Raw genomic sequence first — 20936 nt, 5'->3', positions numbered from 1 at the left:
TTTATTAGTCAATAGCCTGCCATCCCGGATTTTGTACCAGACGCTTATTCTTATAAATCTCGCTCTGTGGAATAGGCCATAAATAGTATTTGAAATCATGAGGACGATCTTCTGTCTTTATCACCTGATAGAACAAAGGACGGGTGGCGGAAATATTCAGCCCATAAATACATTTATCCGTTTCTTCCATTATCTTCCAACGACGTACATCATAGAAGCGATGATTTTCAAAAGCCAGTTCGATGCGGCGTTCCCGGCGAATCAACTCTCTGATAGCTTCTTTCTCTTTTGATTTCAGCATGATAAATTCAGGACCATCACCATACCCCGGAAGGCCCGCACGTTCACGAACTTTATTCACATACTTCAAAACCTCATCCACATCTCTCGCTTCACATTCATTGAGAGCTTCGGCATAATTCAGATAAATCTCTGCCAAACGGAAAAGAGCCTGTTGCCGATTGGACACATTCTGACTATTTTTCCAGTCTACCGAAGGATTACTGTATTTTCGAAGAATATATCCGGTTGTAGAATAGTTACGAGTTTTACCTGTATGTCCTGTATTTCCTCCAAAATAAAGTTCGCAGGTTGCTGCATTCTTTGTAGCTACCCATTTACTGTTGTCAAAACAGATAGATACATAAAAGCGCGATTCACGATTCACATACATATTGGAAGTTCCTTTAGGAGCATAACCTATTGTTGTGGCACAAGTTCCTTCAGTAGTGTAGTCAGGATCCTTGTCTGCATAAGGTTCATCTGCGATAGGTAAGCCTTTAGACGTAAAATAGTCATCCACAATATTCTGGGTAGGATCCCAGCCAGACCATCCGTTACAGAACCGGGGAGCATTTGCCTCAAAAGACCAAAAAGAACAGTTGTTACGTGCCCAGATTATCTCATTATTCCATCCTGTCAGGAAAAGCTGTTGATACGAGGCATATGGGTCAATACTACCGTCTTCTTTATTTTCCGTATACAGCGCAAAACGATCTGTATAACGGTCAATAAAGGCTTTCGACGCTTTAGCTGCATCTTGCCATTTTTTATCACTATACGTCTGATTTACCAACTGGTTGCCATCCTGATCTTTAAAATTAGCATAATCAGTGTTACCATTATACAGGGGGCTGGCAGCATAAAGCAACAAACGGGATTGAATAGCTCGTGCCGCAGTTATAGTAGCACGACCATAGTCCGTAGATTCTTCATACCAATCAGGCAAACCTTCATTACATGCTTTCTCCAGTTCATTATAAATATACTGTACACACTCATCCACACTACTACGCGGAATACTCATTTCATCAATAGAACCATCTACGTCTACCTCTACTTCAGGCATAATTACAAACGGGCCATACCAACGGAAAATGCAAAAGTAATAGTAAGCACGCAAGAAACGGGCTTCTGCCTTATATTGTGCTTTCAGTTTGTCGGTAATGTTAACATCCTGACACATATCTATATGAGAGATAAAAGTGGCAGCCGTACGAATGGCCTTATAATAACCACCCCATTTCTGTCTCCATCCTTTTGAAGGACTCATACCTCCCTCATTGATAGAGTTCTCCTCATATTCAGCCCAGGGAAAATCCATCTCATCACAAATAGCAGCACAACCGTCGGTTGGGTCCCACTCCCGTGGAAGAGTGGCATAGGCTGTATTTAGAAACTCTTCTGCTCCTTTACGTGTTTTGAATATTTCTTCCAGAGATATCACATTATCGGGCACAATATCCAGGTAATCGCCACAAGAAGTCATCAATGCCCCTGAACCTGCTAATAAGCAAGCTATAATATATCTTTTCATCTTCATATCTTTTGTTTTATTTAAAATTGGAATGACAGACCTAAACTATAGGTACTGATATTAGGATATTTAGTACCGGTACCGTTACCAAGTTCCGGATCCCACATATCAAAGCCAGAGATAGTGAAAACATTGGTAGCGAGTACATAAAAACGTAAATTAGAAATATGCCACTTACTGGTTATTGTTTTAGGAATCGTATAACCGAAGTCTAATGTTTTCAAACGAAGGAATGCACCATTTTTAATCCAGTGATCACTTGTTGCGTAGTTCTGATTTGTTCCGCTTATCGCCAAACGGGGATAAAGAGCATCTTGTCTTGGATTATTTTCCGTCCAACGGTCAGTGATGTTAGAGAAAAGGTTACCTCTGGCGGTAGCATTCTCAAAAGGAACAAAGTCTGTCCCATTCATAAAAATATCACAGCTACCTACACCCTGGAAGAACGCACCTAAAGAGAACCCTTTCCACTCGGCAGTAGTACCAAAACCATATACGATATTCGGAACGGTACCTTTGCCAATATAAGTTTTGTCATAGTCATCAATAACATTATCGCCATTCAGGTCACGATATTTCAAGTCACCAGCCATTACAGGTTCTACCGTTTTCGCTACATCCGGATTATTGATATCATCGTCTGTATAGAAGCCGTCACAGATATATCCTAAACGCTGGCCAACAGAAGTTCCACGACTCTCCATCCATGGATAAGGTTTGGAGGGGGTATCATCTTCAATGATCTTATTCTTGTTATAACTCAGATTTCCTTTCACGCCCCAGATAAAGTCGCCGAATCTCTTATTAAAATCGGCATTCACCTCAAAACCTTTATTCTCTACAATACCCAGGTTACCGGTAACAACCACATTAATTCCGGCTGTTGCAGGTATAGACTGACGCTGTATAAAGATATCTTCACGTCTTTCTTTAAATACATCAAAGTTTAAAGTAAGATCACCCCGGAACAACTCCAGGTCCAATCCGAGATTGGCTTTTGTAGAAACTTCCCATCCCACATTTACGGCATACTTGGAAACATCTTTTCCACCCGTCACACCATACGTATTATTAGGAAGTCCAAACTGATATACATTACTGGAAGAACTCATTTCGGACAAAAAGCCAAAACGATAAGTGGTATCACCTATTTTAATCTGGTCACTACCTACCTGACCATAAGAAGCACGTACTTTCAACAAACTGATAACATCTGAAACCGGTTCAAACCAAGGTTCATTGGAAGCAACCCAACCGGCACCAAATGAAGGAAAGAAACCATAACGTTTACCAGGAGTAAAGTTCTCAGAACCATTATAACCAAAGTTCACTTCTGCCATATAGCGATCTTTGAACGAATAAGTAGCACGCCCTGCCAAACCCTGTGAACGATAAGGCAGTGAGTAAGTCAAAGAATTCGAATTCAAATCCGAACGGTCACTTCTATTGAAAAGAAGCATACCGGTAACAGTGTGGGCATCAGCAAAAGTTCTATTATAATTCAGAGCCGCTTCCATATAATATTTACGCTGGTTTTTATCCGTACCCCGTTCCAGCTTTAAATACTCATCAACAGAGTTACCTTGCTGTACAATAATTAATTCCCCATTCTCATCACGAGAATCAGCCCAATATGTATTATAACTACGCGTTCTGTTCAGGTATGTTTTATTCTCAATATCATAAGCAAACATACCCTTGAAAGATAATCCTTTTGTGATGAAATCCAGTTTTTGTTCCAGACTCAAATCAGCCATTACTTTACTGTGAGTTGTACTTCTATATCCTTTCTTAGTCAATTCAGCAAGTGGATTCATCAAACCACCACCGGTAGAAAGAAACGGAACTTTATCACCCGGATAAATCACAGGCATCTGAATAGCCGGAATCCGGAATACAGCAGAAAAGATATCGTCAGACTTCACATAAGGTGAGTTCTTATCGGCCATATTTCCTTTGATGTTCAGTTTGAGGTTTGTAGTAGGGGTCACCTTCATATTCAAACTGGAGTTAAAGTTATAACGGGAGTATTTTATCTCCGACTTATAATCCTGCATATTATCTACTTTAAACAAACCTGCTTCGTCATAATAAGACAGAGATACATAGTACTGAACATTTTCAGAACCACCATTTACATTAACAGAAACACGTTGGTTATGCCCCCAATCATTAAAAATCTGGTCATACCAATCTACATTCGGATATAAATAAGGATCCAGGCCAGAAGCAGTCATTCCGATCTTTTCTGCAGAAAACAGAGGATCTTTACCACGGGTTGTAGCAGCTTCATTGGCACATTGCATATAAGTAATACCATCAGCCAGCTCCGGTAACTTAGTAAAACGGGTGAAGCCATAAGTATATTCCGCACGAATACGAGGTTTACCGATTTCACCATTTTTTGTAGTAATAATAATAACACCGTTTGCACCACGTACCCCATATACAGCTGTAGCAGAAGCATCTTTCAGAATAGAGAAAGATTCGATATCTTCGGGATTCAAGTCGTCCATAGAACGTTCCACACCATCTACCAGAATCAGAGGAGACGTACCTCCTAAAGTGGCAATACCACGTACCCAGATATTAGCAGCGTCATTTCCCGGTTCACCGGTTTGTTGCAATCCTACAATACCCGAAACACGGCCAGCCAAAACGGTAGAAAGGTTGGCTACGGGTTGCTTCAATTCGGACACTACTTTAATACCCGATTGTGCCCCGATTGTAGAGATCTTTTTCTGTGTACCATAACCTACCACAACAACTTCATTCAACTCCTGGGCATTCTCTTTCAGAGTGATAACCATAGGTTGTTGTGCAGTGACAGTGATCTCTTGCGGAACATATCCCAGATAAGTTACATTTAATACGGAACCGATATTGGCATCCAGTGTGAAATTACCATTAAAGTCAGTAATAGTACCAATAGTAGTACCTTTAATAAGAACATTTGCACCAATAATCGCCTCTTGATTATTGTCGACAATCTGGCCTGTCACCTTGATTTTCTGCTGTGCATTCAATATTCCTATGTTCAGTAGAAACAACATAAGAAGCAGATGCTTCAATTTTAATTTGATATCCATAAATTTAAAGTTATATTGTAAGGTATTAATATTATTCACACGAGTTGTCTTATACAAAGAGCTCAAAATAATAATATGATAGTATCCGGAAGTTAACTGGAATTGTCTTTCATAGCACATTTTTTTAGTTTTAACTGTCGCAAATATAAAGCAAGTTGCAGACACCAAAGCTCCATCCTATGCCAAAAATGTCCTCTGATAACAGACGCATTATTGGAGACATTTTTTGCACTATTGGAGACAAGTCACAAACCAGAACACCATGTCTACAAATCAATACAATACCACTAAATACAACGTCAGTTCGATATACCCTATCACCCGGTGTACCTCCCCGTGGGAGAAGTACTCGAAAAAGTAATACTGACAGAGAAAGAGTTTACAGCTCACACGTTGTAATTTAAAGATTATCACGTATCTTTGCAACTCAAATAAATACAAATTATGGCTATTACAATTAAAAGAGTATCCGGAAAGAAAGAGCTAAAAAAGTTTATTCGTTTCAATTATGAAATGTACAAGGGTAATCCTTACTCTGTTCCCGATCTTTTCGACGATATGCTCAACACATTCAATAAAAAGAAAAATGCGGCATTTGAATTTTGTGAAGCTGAATATTTTCTGGCCTACAAGGATAATAAACTGGTAGGACGTGTTGCTGCTATTATCAACCACAAAGCCAATGAGAAATGGAATAAGAAAGACGTACGTTTTGGCTGGATTGACTTTATTGATGATCTCGAGGTATCTTCTGCTTTATTGAAAACGGTAGAAGAGTGGGGAAAAGCCAAAGGTATGACGCATATCCAGGGACCTTTAGGATTTACAGACTTCGACGCAGAAGGGATGCTCATAGAAGGATATGACCAGCTCAGCACAATGGCAACGATCTACAACTATCCCTATTATCCGCAACACATGGAAAAACTGGGATATGAAAAAGATGCCGATTGGGTAGAATATAAAATCTATATTCCGGATGCCATACCGGATAAACACAAACGTATCTCTGAACTTATCCAAAGAAAATATAATCTTAAAATAAAGAAATACAGTTCATCCAAAAAGATTGCTGCCGAGTATGGACAAGCTATCTTTGAATTAATGAACGAAGCCTATAGCCCATTATATGGTTACTCACCTCTGTCACAACGTCAGATAGATCAATATGTGAAGATGTATCTCCCGATTGTTGACTTACGTATGGTAACGCTTATCACAGATGCTGACGATAAGTTAATTGCAGTAGGCATTTCAATGCCCTCACTTTCAGAGGCTTTACAAAAATCCCATGGGCGTTTGTTACCCTTCGGCTGGTACTATTTATTAAAGGCTTTGTTTATGAAACGCCGGGCTAAAATGCTCGATTTATTGCTTGTAGCTGTGAAACCGGAGTATCAAAATAAAGGTGTTAACGCATTGTTATTTTCTGATTTAATCCCGGTTTATCAAAAATTAGGTTTTATCTTTGCAGAAAGCAACCCTGAGCTGGAACTGAATGGAAAGGTTCAGGCTCAATGGGAATACTTCAAAACGGAACAACATAAACGTCGCCGGGCGTTTACAAAAAAGATAGAATAATGTGTCAATGTACTACTATGTCAATGGTACATTGATATAATAGCATATTAAAAAATTATTATTTATGGAAGAGAACGAGCTGATACCTGTAGACAACAATCCAGTAGAATACACAGACGACAACATCCGTCATCTGAGCGACATGGAGCATGTCCGTACGCGTCCCGGTATGTACATCGGGAAGTTGGGTGACGGTGCACATGCCGAGGACGGAATCTATGTCCTTTTGAAAGAAGTGTTAGACAACAGTATCGACGAGTTCAAGATGCAAGCCGGCAAAAAGATAGAAATTATTGTCGAAGAGAATCTCCGCGTTAGTGTACGTGACTATGGACGGGGTATTCCACAAGGAAAACTGATTGAAGCAGTCAGCATGCTGAATACCGGTGGAAAATACGACAGTAAGGCTTTCAAAAAGAGTGTCGGACTGAACGGTGTCGGTGTAAAAGCTGTTAATGCACTAAGCTCACGTTTCGAAGTACGCAGTTACCGTGACGGAAAAGTACGTATTGCCACTTTCTCCAAAGGTGATCTGTTAACAGACGAAACACGGGATACGGAAGAAGAAAACGGAACTTATATTTTCTTCGAACCGGATGCTACCCTATTCCTGGGTTATAGCTTCCGTCCCGAATTCATCGAAACGATGTTGCGTAACTATACCTACCTTAACACCGGACTTGCAATTATCTATAACGGACAGCGCATTTTATCACGAAATGGCCTTGTAGATCTTCTGAACGATAATATGACTGCCACCGGGCTTTATCCTATTATACATCTCAAAGGAGAAGACATTGAAATAGCCTTTACACATACAGGCCAGTACGGCGAAGAGTATTATTCATTCGTCAACGGCCAGCATACCACACAAGGCGGTACGCACCAAAGTGCCTTTAAGGAACATATCGCACGTACCATTAAGGAATTCTACAATAAGAACCAGGATTATACGGATATCCGCAACGGATTGGTAGCTGCTATCGCAGTCAACGTTGAAGAACCGATGTTCGAGAGTCAGACTAAAATCAAACTGGGTTCTACCAATATGTCACCTGGTGGCATAACAGTAAATAAGTTTGTTGGTGACTTCGTTAAACAAGAAGTAGACAACTTTCTGCATAAGCACGGAGATGTAGCAGAGATCATGCTACAAAAAATACAGGATTCTGAAAAAGAACGTAAAGCCATAGCCGGTGTAACCAAATTGGCCCGCGAGCGCGCCAAAAAAGCAAACCTTCATAATCGTAAATTACGTGACTGTCGTATCCACCTAAATGATCCGAAAGGTAAAGGTCTGGAAGAAGACTCCTGCATCTTTATTACCGAGGGAGATTCGGCAAGTGGTTCCATCACTAAAAGTCGTGATGTGAATACGCAAGCCGTGTTTAGCCTCCGTGGTAAACCCCTCAACTCATTTGGGTTAACCAAAAAAGTAGTATACGAAAACGAAGAATTCAATCTTTTGCAAGCTGCCCTTAACATTGAGGATGGCATAGAGGGATTACGCTACAACAAAGTAATTGTAGCTACAGATGCCGATGTAGACGGGATGCACATCCGCTTATTGCTTATCACTTTCTTTCTTCAGTTTTTCCCGGATCTGATAAAGAAAGGACATGTTTACATCCTACAAACACCTCTGTTCCGTGTACGCAACAAGAAAAAAACGTTGTATTGTTACAGTGATGAGGAACGCCAAAGAGCAATCAAAGAGTTGAGTCCTAATCCGGAAATCACCCGATTCAAAGGTTTGGGAGAAATCTCTCCGGATGAGTTCAAACACTTCATTGGCAAAGACATGCGCCTGGAACAGGTTTCACTGCGTAAGACTGACCTGGTAAAAGAACTGCTTGAGTTCTACATGGGTAAAAATACAATGGAACGACAAAACTTTATTATAGATAATCTGGTTATAGAAGAAGATATAGCATAAAACAACACATGAGAAGAGCTATTTTTCCGGGCACGTTCGACCCGTTTACTATCGGACATTATTCGATAGTTACACGTGCATTGACTTTTATGGACGAAGTAACTATAGGAATAGGTATCAATGAAAATAAAAACACTTATTTCCCGATAGAGAAACGTGTAGAGATGATTCAGAAGCTTTATAAGAACGAGCCGCGAATTAAAGTGATGTCTTATGATTGCCTGACCATTGATTTTGCAAAACAAGTAGGCGCTCAGTTTATAGTTCGTGGTATACGTACGGTAAAAGACTTTGAATACGAAGAGACCATCGCGGACATCAACCGAAAGTTAGCAGGCATAGAAACAATTCTGCTTTTTACTGAGCCGGAACTTACCTGTATCAGCTCTACGATTGTACGTGAACTTCTTAGCTATAATAAGGACATCAGCATGTTCATTCCCGAAGGAATGGAAATTGATTAATGATGCGTGATTAAGTAAATTAAGATGATGAAGAAGATATATACCCTTTTGGTCTGCCTGTGGGCTATTACAGCACAGGCACAGAACTTCGGTACGCCTGCCATGCGCAAGCTTCAAATGGCCGAATTTGCTATCGCCAACCTTTATGTAGACAAAGTAGACGAAAATAAACTCGTAGAAGAAGCCATCGTTAAGATGCTGGCACAACTCGATCCTCACTCCACCTACTCGGATGCCGAAGAAGTGAAGAAGATGAACGAACCTCTACAAGGCAATTTTGAAGGTATCGGTGTTCAATTCCAGATGATTGAAGACACATTGCTGGTAGTACAACCTGTCAGTAATGGCCCTTCTGAGAAAGTAGGCATTCTTGCCGGTGACCGCATTGTAGCTGTGAACGACACAGCCATCGCAGGTGTAAAAATGAGTACAGAAGATATCATGGCCCGTCTCCGTGGACCGAAAGACTCAGAAGTAAACCTGACCATCATCCGCCGGGGTGTGAAAGACCCATTACTTTTTACCGTAAAGCGGGATAAGATCCCCATTCTCAGCCTGGATGCTGCTTATATGATTGAACCCAAAACAGGTTACATCCGCATCAACCGTTTTGGAGCTACCACAGCTGAGGAGTTCCTTACGGCAATGAAGGAACTGCAAAAGAAAGGAATGAAAGACCTTATCCTTGACCTGCAAGGCAACGGAGGTGGTTATCTGAATGCAGCCATTGACCTGGCAAATGAATTCCTGGGAGAGAAAGAATTAATCGTATATACAGAGGGACGTACTGCACAACGTAGTGAATTCTTTGCTAAAGGTACAGGAAATTTCCGCAAAGGGCGTCTGGTGGTATTAGTAGATGAATATTCTGCATCAGCCAGTGAAATTGTAACCGGGGCTATTCAGGACTGGGACAGAGGAGTAGTTGTAGGCCGTCGTTCTTTCGGTAAAGGACTGGTGCAACGCCCGATCGATCTGCCGGACGGTTCTATGATTCGTCTGACCATCGCCCGATATTATACTCCCGCAGGTCGTTGCATTCAAAAGCCCTATGAGAGTACAGCAGATACTAAACTCGCAGGTAGAAATAACAGCGATGAAAGTAATCAGAAGAGATATAATCAGGATTTGATAGATCGCTTCAACCGCGGTGAATTGATGAATGCAGACAGCATCCACTTCCCCGATTCACTAAAATGCCAGACCAAGAAACTGGGACGTACCGTTTACGGCGGTGGTGGCATTATGCCCGATTACTTTGTTCCGATTGATACCACTCTTTATACAGATTACCATCGTAACCTTGTAGCCAAAGGAGTTATCATTAAATTAACCATGAAGTATATCGAGAAGTATCGCAAAGAGCTCGCAAACCAATACAAGAAATTTGAAACCTTCAATGAAAAGTTTGAGGTAGATGATGAATTATTGAAAATGATGCGTGACATGGCAGATCAGGAGAAGATTGAGTTCAATGAAGAACAATATAACAAAGCTCTGCCATTAATCAAAACACAATTAAAAGCATTGATAGCCCGTGATCTATGGGATATGAATGAATATTTCCAAGTGATGAATAAAACAAACAAAAGTGTAGAACGGGCACTGGAAATATTGAAATCGAAGGAATACGAGCAAATGCTGAAATAAATAAGAACGTGAAGAGACGTTTGCAAGAATGTACACTTTTATAGGACAAAAATGTACATTCTTATTATACAAAGGCGTACACTCTTGCACATCAAAAGTGTACACCTTTATAAACACTGATTATCAATAAATTAGCAATACTTTTTTTTAATATACCAATCCGGGAGTTTTCTTCTTCTCACCAAACAACCAGGTGTTCAGCCAACGATTTACATATACATTGACCACCGCACAACCAGTACCGATCACCGCACCTGCTATTACATCCGAAGGATAATGCACACCCTCATTCATTCGTGAAAATCCCACCGAACAAGCCCAAAGGGCCGATGGAGCAATCACATACCATTTAGGATACTTAATACTCAACGATGTAGCCAATGAAAAAGCAGCCGACGTGTGACTGGACGGAAAAGAAGGGCTACTCTCCGTACTGTACGGATGCACCCGCCCCGGATAGCGGTCATAAGGGCGTTCACGTCCCACCAGATGTTTTATACCATAGGTTAATACTACTGCTTCAGCAACACTTGTCCCAATATATACAGCATCTTTCAATAGTTCTTTATCCTTTCCTATACCCGCATAAATAGCCATGGCCACAGGTACACCTACCGAAATATAAGGTGCCGAACGAGAAAATACTTTGCTATAATTCCGCACAAACTTCCCATCCATACTGTTTATTTTATGCAACGTGTTTATATCCCAATTTTGTGCCTGAGCGCCTATTATACAGAACATCGAAACACAGATAACCACAAATTTTCTCATCGTATTCTTACTTATTAGATTGGACAAAGATATAGCAAAAACATTGAGTATTCATAAAAAAAATAATATCTTTGTTCCCTTAACCATTAACATGTCCTTATTTAATCCATGATAAAAAACAGTTCTTGTAAAAGATTCACTAACTGTGCACAGTGCTCCAAAACAGCTGAAAGTACACTGATCTACAGGAGTTTTCCCAGAGGACAACACTTCCCTGCTGATAAATGCACACAGAACTGTATGATATTCATAATAAAAGGCGAACTACTTGTAAATAGCCAGGAATATCCTGGTACCAGTTTGCATTCCGGACAATTTATCCTTCAGGCCATTGGTTCTAAAATTGAAATACTGGCATTGACAGAGGTGGAATATATTGTATATTGGTTCAACCAACTTCCACAAATATGCGAAGATCGCTATCGCGAAATTCTGAACGGTGCCGAAGCTCCATTGACTTATACCCCCTTGATGATGAATTCCCGCCTTAACAATCTCATAGTTGGCCTCAGCGAATATCTGGCGGAAGGTATTTCCTGCGGCCCTTTTATTGAATTAAAATGTCAGGAACTCGTATTCCTCCTCATTTGTTATTATCCTCAGCCACAACTCGCCAGTTTCTTCTATCCTATCAGTACCTATACTGAAAGTTTCCAATATTTCGTTATGCAAAATTATGGAAAAGTCAAAAATGTAGAAGAATTTGCCCACTTGGGTGGATATACTGTCACAACATTTCGCCGCCTTTTCAGAAACCTGTATGGTGTACCGGTATATGAATGGATACTCGATAAAAAACGCGAAGGAATTCTTGACGATCTGCAACACACCAAAGAACGAATTACTGATATCAGCGCCCGCTATGGCTTCGATTCTTTATCACATTTTGCCCACTTCTGTAAAGCCTCTTTTGGTGATTCTCCCCGTGCCCTGCGATCACGTGCTGCCCAAGGCGAAAAGATAAGTAAGAAATAATAGTTGACATATCTGTCAATTCCACCATAACAACACAAGCTAACCAGTACATTGACACACGGATACATTAAAGAATTATTTCTTTAATTCTTTGGTTAATCAATGTATTTCCTGTACTTTTGCACGAAGAGACGTATGCACGTAAAATAAAATTCATAGTTCTAACAATTAAATAATTTAAAATCAATCATTTATGTGGTTAAGTAATTCATCTGTAGGAAGGAAAGTGGTGATGAGCGTTACAGGTATCGCCCTTGTCCTGTTTCTAACGTTTCACATGGCGATGAACCTTGTTGCGATCATCTCGGCTGAGGGTTACAACATGGTTTGTGAGTTCCTGGGAGCAAACTGGTACGCGTTAGTGGCGACTTTAGGACTGGCTGCCCTCTTCGTGATTCACATTATCTATGCTTTCTGGCTGACAATGCAGAATCGTGCAGCACGCGGTAACGAACGTTATGCCGTAGTAGACAAACCCAAAACTGTAGAATGGGCTTCACAAAACATGCTTGTGCTGGGCCTTATCGTAATCCTTGGATTGGGTCTTCATTTGTTTAACTTCTGGGCTAAGATGCAGCTCCCCGAATTGATGCACAACATGGGGTCAGTAGTAGACACTACTTACGCTGCCGACGGTGTTTATCACATTATCAACACCTTCTCTAATCCTGTATACGTAGTGCTTTACCTCATTTGGCTTGCCGCTCTCTGGTTCCACCTTACTCACGGATTCTGGAGCTCTATGCAGTCACTGGGCTGGAACAACAAAGTATGGATCAACCGTTGGAAATGTATCTCCAATATCTATTCAACTATCGTTGTCATCTGCTTCGCCCTGGTAGTAGTCGTATTCTTCGTTAAATCGTTGGCATGCGGCGCTTGCTAAATTTTATAATTGTAACTGATTAAATCGTAAATAGCATTATGACTCAAATAGATTCTAAAATTCCTGAAGGCCAGTTAGCCGAAAAATGGAGTAACTATAAAGCTCACCAAAAACTTGTAAATCCTGCCAATAAACGTCGTCTCGACATTATCGTTGTAGGTACCGGACTTGCCGGCGCATCTGCTGCCGCTTCTCTGGGTGAAATGGGATTCAGAGTATTCAACTTCTGTATCCAGGATTCTCCCCGTCGTGCTCACTCTATTGCAGCACAGGGTGGTATCAATGCAGCTAAGAACTATCAAAATGACGGTGACTCCGTATACCGTCTTTTCTACGATACAATCAAAGGTGGTGACTACCGTGCACGTGAAGCCAACGTTTATCGTCTGGCAGAAGTATCCAACGCCATCATCGACCAGTGTGTAGCCCAGGGTGTTCCTTTCGCCCGCGATTACGGTGGCACACTTGACAACCGCTCATTCGGTGGTGCACAGGTATCACGTACATTCTATGCCCGCGGTCAGACCGGACAGCAGCTGTTGCTGGGTGCTTATTCAGCATTGAGCCGCCAGGTACAGAAAGGTACTGTCAAGTTGTTTACTCGCTATGAAATGCTTGACCTCGTTATCATCGATGGACGTGCACGTGGTATCATTGCCCGCAACCTCGTAACCGGTGAAATCGAACGTTTCGCAGCTCATGCTGTAGTAATCGGTACTGGTGGTTATGGAAACGCTTTCTTCCTTTCTACCAACGCTATGGGTTCCAACGGCTCTGTAGCTATCCAGTGTTACAAGAAAGGTGCTTATTTTGCTAACCCATGTTTCGCACAGATTCACCCGACTTGTATCCCTGTACACGGTGACAAGCAGTCTAAACTGACGCTGATGTCTGAGTCTCTCCGTAACGACGGACGTATCTGGGTTCCGAAGAAAATCGAAGATGCCAAAGCACTGCAAGCCGGAACAAAGAAACCAACTGATATTCCTGACGAAGACCGTGACTTCTACCTGGAACGCCGTTACCCTGCATTTGGTAACCTCGTACCTCGTGACGTAGCATCACGTGCTGCCAAAGAACGTTGCGATGCCGGCTTCGGTGTAAACAATACCGGTCTGGCTGTATTCCTTGATTTCAAATATGCAATCGACCGTTTGGGTGAAGATGTGGTTCGCGCCCGTTATGGTAACCTCTTCGACATGTACGAAGAAATCACCGACGAGAATCCATACAAAACTCCGATGATGATATTCCCCGCTATTCACTACACAATGGGTGGTATCTGGGTTGACTATGAATTGATGACCTCCATCCCGGGTCTGTTCGCTATCGGCGAAGCTAACTTCTCTGATCACGGAGCCAACCGTCTGGGAGCATCCGCTTTGATGCAGGGTCTGGCCGACGGATACTTCGTACTGCCTTACACAATCCAGAATTACCTGGCCGATCAGATTCAGGTTCCACGTTTCTCTACAGATCTGCCTGAGTTTGCAGCAGCAGAGAAAGCTATCAAGGAGAAGATCCAGAAGATCAAAGCCGTTAACGGTAAACACTCCGTTGATTCTATCCATAAAAAGCTGGGTCACATTATGTGGGATTTTGTAGGTATGGCTCGTACCAAAGAGTCACTGCAAAAAGCATTGAATGGTATTCAGGAAGTGAAGAAAGACTTTTGGACAAATGTACGTATTCCGGGTGATGTAAACGAACTGAACGTAGAACTTGAAAAAGCACTCCGTCTGATTGACTTTATCGAAGTAGGTATGCTAATGGCCCGTGACGCTTTGAACCGTGAAGAATCTTGTGGTGGCCACTTCCGTACAGAATACCAGACTCCGGAAGGTGAAGCGCTGCGTGACGACAAGAACTTCTCTTACGTATCCTGCTGGAAATACACCGGTGAAGATTCAGAACCGGAATTGATCAAAGAAGATTTGAACTATCAGTTTGTGAAAGTTCAGACTCGTAATTACAAGTCATAATTCGGTTAATCAATTAAAGGAAAACAAAAAATGGATAAAAATATATCATTCACGCTGAAAGTATGGCGTCAGAAAAGCCCTAAAGCTAAAGGTGCTTTTGAAACATACCAAATGAAAGATATCCCGGGTGACACATCGTTCCTCGAAATGCTGGATATTCTGAACGAACAAATTATTAATGACGGTGGCGAACCAATCGTATTCGACCATGATTGCCGCGAAGGTATCTGTGGAATGTGCTCTCTGTACATCAACGGACACCCACACGGACCTGCAACAGGTGCTACTACCTGCCAGATGTACATGCGTCGTTTCAAAGACGGTGACACAATCACTGTTGAACCATGGCGTTCTGCCGGTTTCCCGGTAATCCGCGACTTAATGGTAGACCGTTCTGCTTATGACAAGATCATGCAGGCTGGTGGTTACGTAAGCATAAATACAGGCGCTCCTCAGGATGCCAACGCTATCCTTATCTCTAAGGACATCGCTGACGAAGCTATGGACGCTGCTGCATGTATCGGTTGCGGTGCTTGTGTAGCTGCTTGTAAAAATGGTTCGGCTATGTTGTTCGTTTCAGCAAAGGTTAGTCAGTTAAATCTGCTTCCACAAGGAAAAGTAGAAGCTGCACGCCGCGCGAAGGCTATGTTGTCTAAGATGGACGAACTCGGATTCGGTAACTGTACAAACACTCGTGCTTGTGAAGCTGAATGTCCGAAAAATATTTCTATCAGCAATATTGCTCGTCTGAACCGTGACTTCATCCTTGCAAAACTGAAAGACTAAATATAATTTAGTATTTGATTAATAGCAGAAGAATCCCTCACCCAATATAGGTGGGGGATTTTTTTCTCTTAATCCGAACTGGGTGAACAGAGGATAGAAGTAATGTACTTTCATTTATCACATAATAGAAGATTTTCTGCAATATACAACCATAAATTAGAGCTTTTTCTACAAAGAAATAGAAAACAAAGAAACGTCTCATCCTGCGTATTAAAGGCGATTTCAGACAAAAGCTTAACCAATTTTCTTAGGAATTAAGAAAATAAATAGATTATCACAAGCTTAATAATTATTAATACATTATATTTGCAAAAAGAAAAGAAGATGTATCACGTATTCAATGTATAAATAGCATAACTTACAGTGCATCTTTTTAGTTGCGTGAACAAATATTTGTGCCAGACTGAAACCGACCAATTTTCATCTCAAACTTCGGCACAGAGAAAGTCCCGCAACCTTTATTGCATATATATGTTATATTTGTGCTTTTTATGTACAAATAGATTATTTCGTATATATACAAATAAAGGGAGCGTGGGCTGACTCATTATTCGAAGGGAGGTTCTTGGTCGGACCACAGTCTAGAATAATGTTTCGGTCACACGCTCTCGTTTTACAAAACAAGCGCCTCCGAAACATTTGCATCTATTTTTATTATAAAGAGTATTAAAAAGAATTTATGTACACAAGAAAAGAGAAAAAACAGTGAACAGTTACAAGAAAACAAAATACAGGCATGGAGGTTATTAATATATTAGTCCATTGCCACGAAAAATAACTCTGATTTAATAGTTAATAGAATTTTATCATCCCTTATGTAAGAGAGGATGCCGGCAGCTGATAAATCTTTATGAAAAGCACACGAGCGTGTGTGCGAACTGTCAGGCATCTATTTAGGCAGGGCGTCGCTGTGAAGCGATGCCCTTTTTTCAACACATTATGAAGGAAATACTGCTATGCTTTCCCGGAACGTATGTTACGGGGAGATGCACCAAAATTCTTCTTGCAAAAATTAGAGAAATGAGGCAAAGATTCGAAGCCATATTGATAACAAATTTCAGATATAGTAGCCTGCGTATAGCGAAGATCATAGATGATTCCCTCTTTACGTCGCTTCATCATCCATTCATAGACGGGTTCATGAAATACAGAGTTAAAAATACGACGAAAAGTGGTTACAGTATATCCTCCTAACTGAGCAAAGTCTTCTACTGTTTTCACTTTAGCATGATTTTCGAGAACGAAATATTGAAAGCTGGTAGTATATTTAGAAAGCGGATGTATCAACGTAGATAACTCGTAATCGGAATAATAAGAACTAAGAATAAAAGCCAGTTCTTTTCGCTTCAATGACAGCAATTCACGACAAATTTTTTCCTTAGACAAATAAATTGCAGATCCTTCGAGAAAATGCAATAACTCAGGTACTATTTTTAGTGGAGAAAAAATCAGAGGCGGAGTTACATCGTGCATGATGTAATTGTAACGCTCTTCACAAAAAAGTTCAGGTTTGTTAAAGCTATAACACACACATTCAGCATCTGCCATGACAAGTATTTCCAGTTTTGAACCAATGGCCTGAAGAATAAATTCACCAGCATGCATCATCGTACCGGCATACTCCTGGCTATTGATAAGTATTTCACCTTTGAGTAGAAAAATGATAAGATTTTCCTCACACTTCTGAGCAGGTTTATGGAACCCTCTCGGATGAGAAGCGTGGATGATGGCATTGTTCACTGCCTTAGGACATTCCGGACAGTTCATCGTTACTCCGCAAGTGGGGGTACCGGGCATAGTAGTATATATTATTTGTTTATGTTTCCAGCAAATGTACAAGAATATTTTAATAGACAAAGCATCCTACTAAAAAAATCCTCAAGAAAAGCTATAATAACTCTCCTTGAGGAATCAATTAATCATTTATATGCCATCGGGGTAGGCTGGTTTATCTGTTTTGAACACCTTTCTGCTATCCTTTCACATGCTTATGACCGGAATAATTGCTAATGTGCTTCTCGTTTTGTTGAAATAATAAACCAATGGTTGGGATTAGACACCTTCGTAAATTTTATTTCCTGAGGATATATATTATTATCAGCCTCAATAATGAACTCATTTTCACCCTCTTTCGTTAAGAAACTAATTATCGGTTCATATGATTTATAATAATACTGCGCACTCATGCCATAACCTTTCCAAAGAATACGAATTTGATCATCAGTCCCTTCTACTACTTCATATTGAGTAGTATATACGCTTCCTATGTTCTCCTTACAAATAGCCAAAATCGCCTGAAGGCTTGTTTCCGGCTCAAATGGATTGGTATATAAACCGAGATAAAAGTCATTAAAGGTAGTTCCGAAATCATTGTTCATGATATAAACCATACTATTCCACAACTGACGGAAGCGGGTACTACTACGCTTATTTGCAAAATACCACGTATCCGTTGTCTGATTAAAAATGCGATTGATAGGCAAGGTTCCTATCTCAATTGTATTTTTATCATCCTTGAAAACAAGTTTTTTTCTGCATCATCCCATTTGAGACTTTCTATTGTTGCACCTCCAATAGTTACGGGATTGGCACATTTCGCTCCTTCCGCTGTGAGAATAAATGACATCAACTTTGTTTCAACCTTGTCATTTACCGTATGACACTAAGAACAAAGAGTTTATCGCACAACTAACCGATCGCCTGAAACAACTGCTATTGGACATGAATCCTAAAGAAATACAAGTAAAAAAACAGATACGTGAGATTATTTCGCAACTGAACCAGATTGACAGTAACAATATATTGCAAGATTTCCGGGATTCATTTGAAAGTATTCATCATCATTTCTATGAGAACTTGAATGAAGAATATCCTACTATTACAATGAAAGAAATGCGCTTGTGTGCCTTGTTACGATTAGGATTGTCTACCAAGGAGATTGCTGATATTACTTTCAAAGAGGTACGGAGTGTGGAGTCTGCACGCAACCGCCTACGTAAAAAACTGCAAATCTCCCAAACGGAAGACTTGCAGAAGTTTTTGATGAGTTTTTAAGCTATACACTTATTGGAATCTGACTATTCTACGGTAGCACCACCTTCACCTTTTATCCAATTGGTGACTGTGGCACTGGAAGAAATTTCTTTCCGCATGAAAGTTAATGTAATATCATAAGATATGCCTGCCCGAAATTCATTACCGGTAGTTGAAGTTACTTTAGATACATTCAACTCTCCATGATTAGTGACAACTGTGAGGTTTAATTCTGCATCACCCGTAATAGGAGCAATCATTACAGCCCCTCCTGCCCTTACTGCTTTGTCTTTAGGGATGGGTACTCCATTCCCGGCAGTTACATTTAAAGCATAAAGATTCTGAGTTTCGCTTACTGTTAATGTTTTACTCGTCAAATCGAATCCTACAGGTAGCTGAATACCGTTCAATTGAATCATACGGACATCGTCCATATCATCTTCGGGTATGCTTTCGCCTTTTTGTATGTAAAAAGTAAGCTGCGTAAGTGCATGGCTGAATGCCAGCGAAGGAGCAGCACTACTTTTGGTACCGAAAATTTCGTTAGAAACCAGTACGTCTGTACTTCCGTCTGCCTCAATCTTACCAAAGGTATAAAGCTGTCCGGTTACTTTTCCAATGGGAGAGAATGCCTTCATAAAGGTTTTACCACCATCGGTAAGGTAATACTGTTCGTTTTTGAAAACAACAGCGGAACCTTTTGTGGGGGAAGCAATGATGGATTCCTTGGTATCGGTAGACCAGGAAGGAGAGGCATCGTTATAGGTGGTAGCATCTGAAGTAGTTTCCCAACCTAAAATAGTTGCATAAAAAGGTTCGTTCTCGCCGATTGCTGCACGTGACTGGGCTATCGTTCTTTGCACTTCTGCACTGAGACGAATTTCCTTCGGGCCAGAGGGAGACATAGCACTATCAGTCTCTGTATCTATGATTGTACAGCTTGCTAATAGTGCTATGATGGATATTAAGAAGGGGGTCTTAATCATTCGATAATTATTTATTCTACAGTACCAGAACCTGTACCCTCTTTCCAAGGAGTAACAGAAGCTTCTGTTTCTACAGCCTTTTTCCGGAAAGTTAGACTAATTTTGTAGGATGTTCCTGCTTCAAAGTTAGTGGCTTCAGCTGCAGGTTTAACAGCTACATCTGTGAAATTTCCAGCTGTCGTTTCAATATCCAATTTTAATGCTGTAGCAATAATAGGAGCAACCATTATTGAAGATTTAATTTCAGCTCCACCTGCCGTGATCACAGTTCCATTTTCTGCATCAACGTCCAAAGCATCAATCGGATTCGCTCCAGCTAATACTAATGAATTATCACTCAAATTAACTGCAGTAGGTAACTGTACACCTTTCATTGTTATCTTTGTTACCTTTACATTATCCTCTAAACCATCCCCTTTTACAAGTATAAAATTAAATTGTGCCAAAGCATGTGCAAATATTAAAGAGACAGAAGGATTTGCTTTATCCCCAGATACAGTTTTAGAAACCAATACATCAGTATCTCCCACTGTATTCAATACACTGGAAAATGTATATGTAGAACCACTAACCGTTCCTACCGGTGAAATAGCTTTCATCCAAGTTTTATTACCATTGGATTGATAATATTGGGGCGTTTTTAAAGAAAAGCTAACCGCTGTAGAAGATGCTGTTATTTCCTCTGTATTGATATTCCAATCAATTGTTCCAAATGTCGGTTGAGTTTCATCTGTAGCCTCACAACCTAAAACTGTAGCAGTAAACTTACTTCCATTCTCTATAAGTGCTCGACTAACCGTTGCTGCAGTCTGTACCCCTGCACTCAATTGAATCGCTACCGGTTCCCCATTATCAACTGCATCTATACCCTCTACTTCTGTGTTTGAACAACTTGCCATCATTCCCAATGCCAATGCTGAAAAGATAAATGTCTTCATACTTCTTGTCTTTAAAAGTTTATATTATTGTTTTATTTGT

General features: G+C 40.6%; 16 protein-coding genes. 9 read left to right on the top strand and 7 right to left on the bottom strand.

All coding sequences use genetic code 11. The features are described from left to right. Positions 1–4: 4 nt before the first annotated feature. Complete coding sequence (locus VCM39_RS00530; protein ID WP_226812492.1) at positions 5–1816, bottom strand: RagB/SusD family nutrient uptake outer membrane protein; 1812 nt, start codon at positions 1814–1816, stop codon at positions 5–7. 20 nt (positions 1817–1836) lie between these two features. Continuing rightward, entirely contained in the window at positions 1837–4905 is a 3069-nt protein-coding gene (locus VCM39_RS00525; protein ID WP_322932344.1) for a TonB-dependent receptor, read from the bottom strand. A gap of 444 nt (positions 4906–5349) precedes the next feature. On the opposite strand from VCM39_RS00525, the gene VCM39_RS00520 reads away from it, so the two are divergent. The 4 genes from VCM39_RS00520 to VCM39_RS00505 all read left to right on the top strand — a co-directional run bounded on the left by VCM39_RS00520 (position 5350) and on the right by VCM39_RS00505 (position 10536). Next, positions 5350–6486 carry a hypothetical protein gene (locus tag VCM39_RS00520; RefSeq protein ID WP_322932343.1) on the top strand — a complete coding sequence of 379 codons (1137 nt, stop codon included), beginning with the start codon at positions 5350–5352 and terminating at the stop codon, positions 6484–6486. Positions 6487–6550: 64 nt separating this feature from the next. Then, positions 6551–8422 (top strand): DNA topoisomerase IV subunit B, encoded by a 1872-nt coding sequence (locus tag VCM39_RS00515; protein WP_322932342.1) that lies wholly within the window; start codon positions 6551–6553, stop codon positions 8420–8422. A gap of 8 nt (positions 8423–8430) precedes the next feature. Further along, the gene (gene coaD / locus VCM39_RS00510) at positions 8431–8886 is read left to right on the top strand and encodes a pantetheine-phosphate adenylyltransferase (RefSeq protein ID WP_322932341.1); all 456 of its coding nucleotides are present in this window, start codon (positions 8431–8433) and stop codon (positions 8884–8886) included. A 27-nt stretch (positions 8887–8913) separates the two neighbouring features. Then, positions 8914–10536, top strand: a complete 1623-nt coding sequence (locus VCM39_RS00505; RefSeq protein ID WP_289293025.1) for a S41 family peptidase — start codon at positions 8914–8916, stop codon at positions 10534–10536. Between the two features lie 147 nt (positions 10537–10683). On the opposite strand, the gene VCM39_RS00500 is transcribed toward VCM39_RS00505, so the two are convergent. Beyond that, positions 10684–11310 carry a phosphatase PAP2 family protein gene (locus tag VCM39_RS00500; RefSeq protein ID WP_221649713.1) on the bottom strand — a complete coding sequence of 209 codons (627 nt, stop codon included), beginning with the start codon at positions 11308–11310 and terminating at the stop codon, positions 10684–10686. A gap of 108 nt (positions 11311–11418) precedes the next feature. On the opposite strand from VCM39_RS00500, the gene VCM39_RS00495 reads away from it, so the two are divergent. From VCM39_RS00495 to VCM39_RS00480, 4 genes are all read left to right on the top strand, one after another. Beyond that, a complete protein-coding gene (locus tag VCM39_RS00495; RefSeq protein WP_221649712.1) occupies positions 11419–12285 on the top strand; it encodes a helix-turn-helix transcriptional regulator in 867 nt (288 codons plus the stop codon). 193 nt (positions 12286–12478) lie between these two features. Continuing rightward, positions 12479–13171, top strand: a complete 693-nt coding sequence (locus tag VCM39_RS00490; protein WP_002558382.1) for a succinate dehydrogenase/fumarate reductase cytochrome b subunit — start codon at positions 12479–12481, stop codon at positions 13169–13171. A gap of 38 nt (positions 13172–13209) precedes the next feature. Then, the gene (locus VCM39_RS00485; protein ID WP_007482946.1) at positions 13210–15153 is read left to right on the top strand and encodes a fumarate reductase/succinate dehydrogenase flavoprotein subunit; all 1944 of its coding nucleotides are present in this window, start codon (positions 13210–13212) and stop codon (positions 15151–15153) included. Between the two features lie 30 nt (positions 15154–15183). Continuing rightward, positions 15184–15939 (top strand): succinate dehydrogenase/fumarate reductase iron-sulfur subunit, encoded by a 756-nt coding sequence (locus VCM39_RS00480; protein WP_025866861.1) that lies wholly within the window; start codon positions 15184–15186, stop codon positions 15937–15939. A 954-nt stretch (positions 15940–16893) separates the two neighbouring features. Here the strand turns inward: VCM39_RS00480 and VCM39_RS00475 are convergent. Together VCM39_RS00475 and VCM39_RS00470 are read right to left on the bottom strand one after the other, a co-directional pair. Further along, a complete protein-coding gene (locus VCM39_RS00475) occupies positions 16894–17736 on the bottom strand; it encodes a helix-turn-helix transcriptional regulator (protein ID WP_221649711.1) in 843 nt (280 codons plus the stop codon). 209 nt (positions 17737–17945) lie between these two features. Then, a complete protein-coding gene (locus tag VCM39_RS00470) occupies positions 17946–18422 on the bottom strand; it encodes a hypothetical protein (RefSeq protein ID WP_322932338.1) in 477 nt (158 codons plus the stop codon). Between the two features lie 136 nt (positions 18423–18558). Here VCM39_RS00470 and VCM39_RS00465 point away from each other — a divergent pair, with 136 nt between their 5' ends. Then, positions 18559–18993: a helix-turn-helix transcriptional regulator gene (locus tag VCM39_RS00465; RefSeq protein ID WP_255585590.1), complete on the top strand. Its 435-nt coding sequence runs from the start codon at positions 18559–18561 to the stop codon at positions 18991–18993. A 23-nt stretch (positions 18994–19016) separates the two neighbouring features. On the opposite strand, the gene VCM39_RS00460 is transcribed toward VCM39_RS00465, so the two are convergent. After that, positions 19017–19958 (bottom strand): fimbrillin family protein, encoded by a 942-nt coding sequence (locus tag VCM39_RS00460; protein ID WP_322932337.1) that lies wholly within the window; start codon positions 19956–19958, stop codon positions 19017–19019. Between the two features lie 11 nt (positions 19959–19969). Then, a complete protein-coding gene (locus VCM39_RS00455; protein ID WP_322932336.1) occupies positions 19970–20896 on the bottom strand; it encodes a fimbrillin family protein in 927 nt (308 codons plus the stop codon). Positions 20897–20936 lie beyond the last annotated feature (40 nt).

This window comes from Bacteroides mucinivorans (genome assembly GCF_034654355.2).
GTDB classification, from domain to species: domain Bacteria; phylum Bacteroidota; class Bacteroidia; order Bacteroidales; family Bacteroidaceae; genus Bacteroides; species Bacteroides nordii.
This window is presented reverse-complemented; position numbering and strand designations above follow the sequence as displayed.

Coding starts and splice junctions, on each gene's coding strand:
- VCM39_RS00505 (WP_289293025.1), top strand. CDS start 8,914: ATGAAGAAGATATATACCCTTTTGGTCTGCCTGTGGGCTATTACAGCA.
- VCM39_RS00490 (WP_002558382.1), top strand. CDS start 12,479: ATGTGGTTAAGTAATTCATCTGTAGGAAGGAAAGTGGTGATGAGCGTT.
- VCM39_RS00475 (WP_221649711.1), bottom strand. CDS start 17,736: ATGCCCGGTACCCCCACTTGCGGAGTAACGATGAACTGTCCGGAATGT.
- VCM39_RS00460 (WP_322932337.1), bottom strand. CDS start 19,958: ATGATTAAGACCCCCTTCTTAATATCCATCATAGCACTATTAGCAAGC.
- VCM39_RS00465 (WP_255585590.1), top strand. CDS start 18,559: ATGACATCAACTTTGTTTCAACCTTGTCATTTACCGTATGACACTAAG.
- VCM39_RS00525 (WP_322932344.1), bottom strand. CDS start 4,905: ATGGATATCAAATTAAAATTGAAGCATCTGCTTCTTATGTTGTTTCTA.
- VCM39_RS00500 (WP_221649713.1), bottom strand. CDS start 11,310: ATGAGAAAATTTGTGGTTATCTGTGTTTCGATGTTCTGTATAATAGGC.
- VCM39_RS00515 (WP_322932342.1), top strand. CDS start 6,551: ATGGAAGAGAACGAGCTGATACCTGTAGACAACAATCCAGTAGAATAC.
- coaD (WP_322932341.1), top strand. CDS start 8,431: ATGAGAAGAGCTATTTTTCCGGGCACGTTCGACCCGTTTACTATCGGA.
- VCM39_RS00530 (WP_226812492.1), bottom strand. CDS start 1,816: ATGAAAAGATATATTATAGCTTGCTTATTAGCAGGTTCAGGGGCATTG.
- VCM39_RS00455 (WP_322932336.1), bottom strand. CDS start 20,896: ATGAAGACATTTATCTTTTCAGCATTGGCATTGGGAATGATGGCAAGT.
- VCM39_RS00485 (WP_007482946.1), top strand. CDS start 13,210: ATGACTCAAATAGATTCTAAAATTCCTGAAGGCCAGTTAGCCGAAAAA.
- VCM39_RS00520 (WP_322932343.1), top strand. CDS start 5,350: ATGGCTATTACAATTAAAAGAGTATCCGGAAAGAAAGAGCTAAAAAAG.
- VCM39_RS00495 (WP_221649712.1), top strand. CDS start 11,419: ATGATAAAAAACAGTTCTTGTAAAAGATTCACTAACTGTGCACAGTGC.
- VCM39_RS00480 (WP_025866861.1), top strand. CDS start 15,184: ATGGATAAAAATATATCATTCACGCTGAAAGTATGGCGTCAGAAAAGC.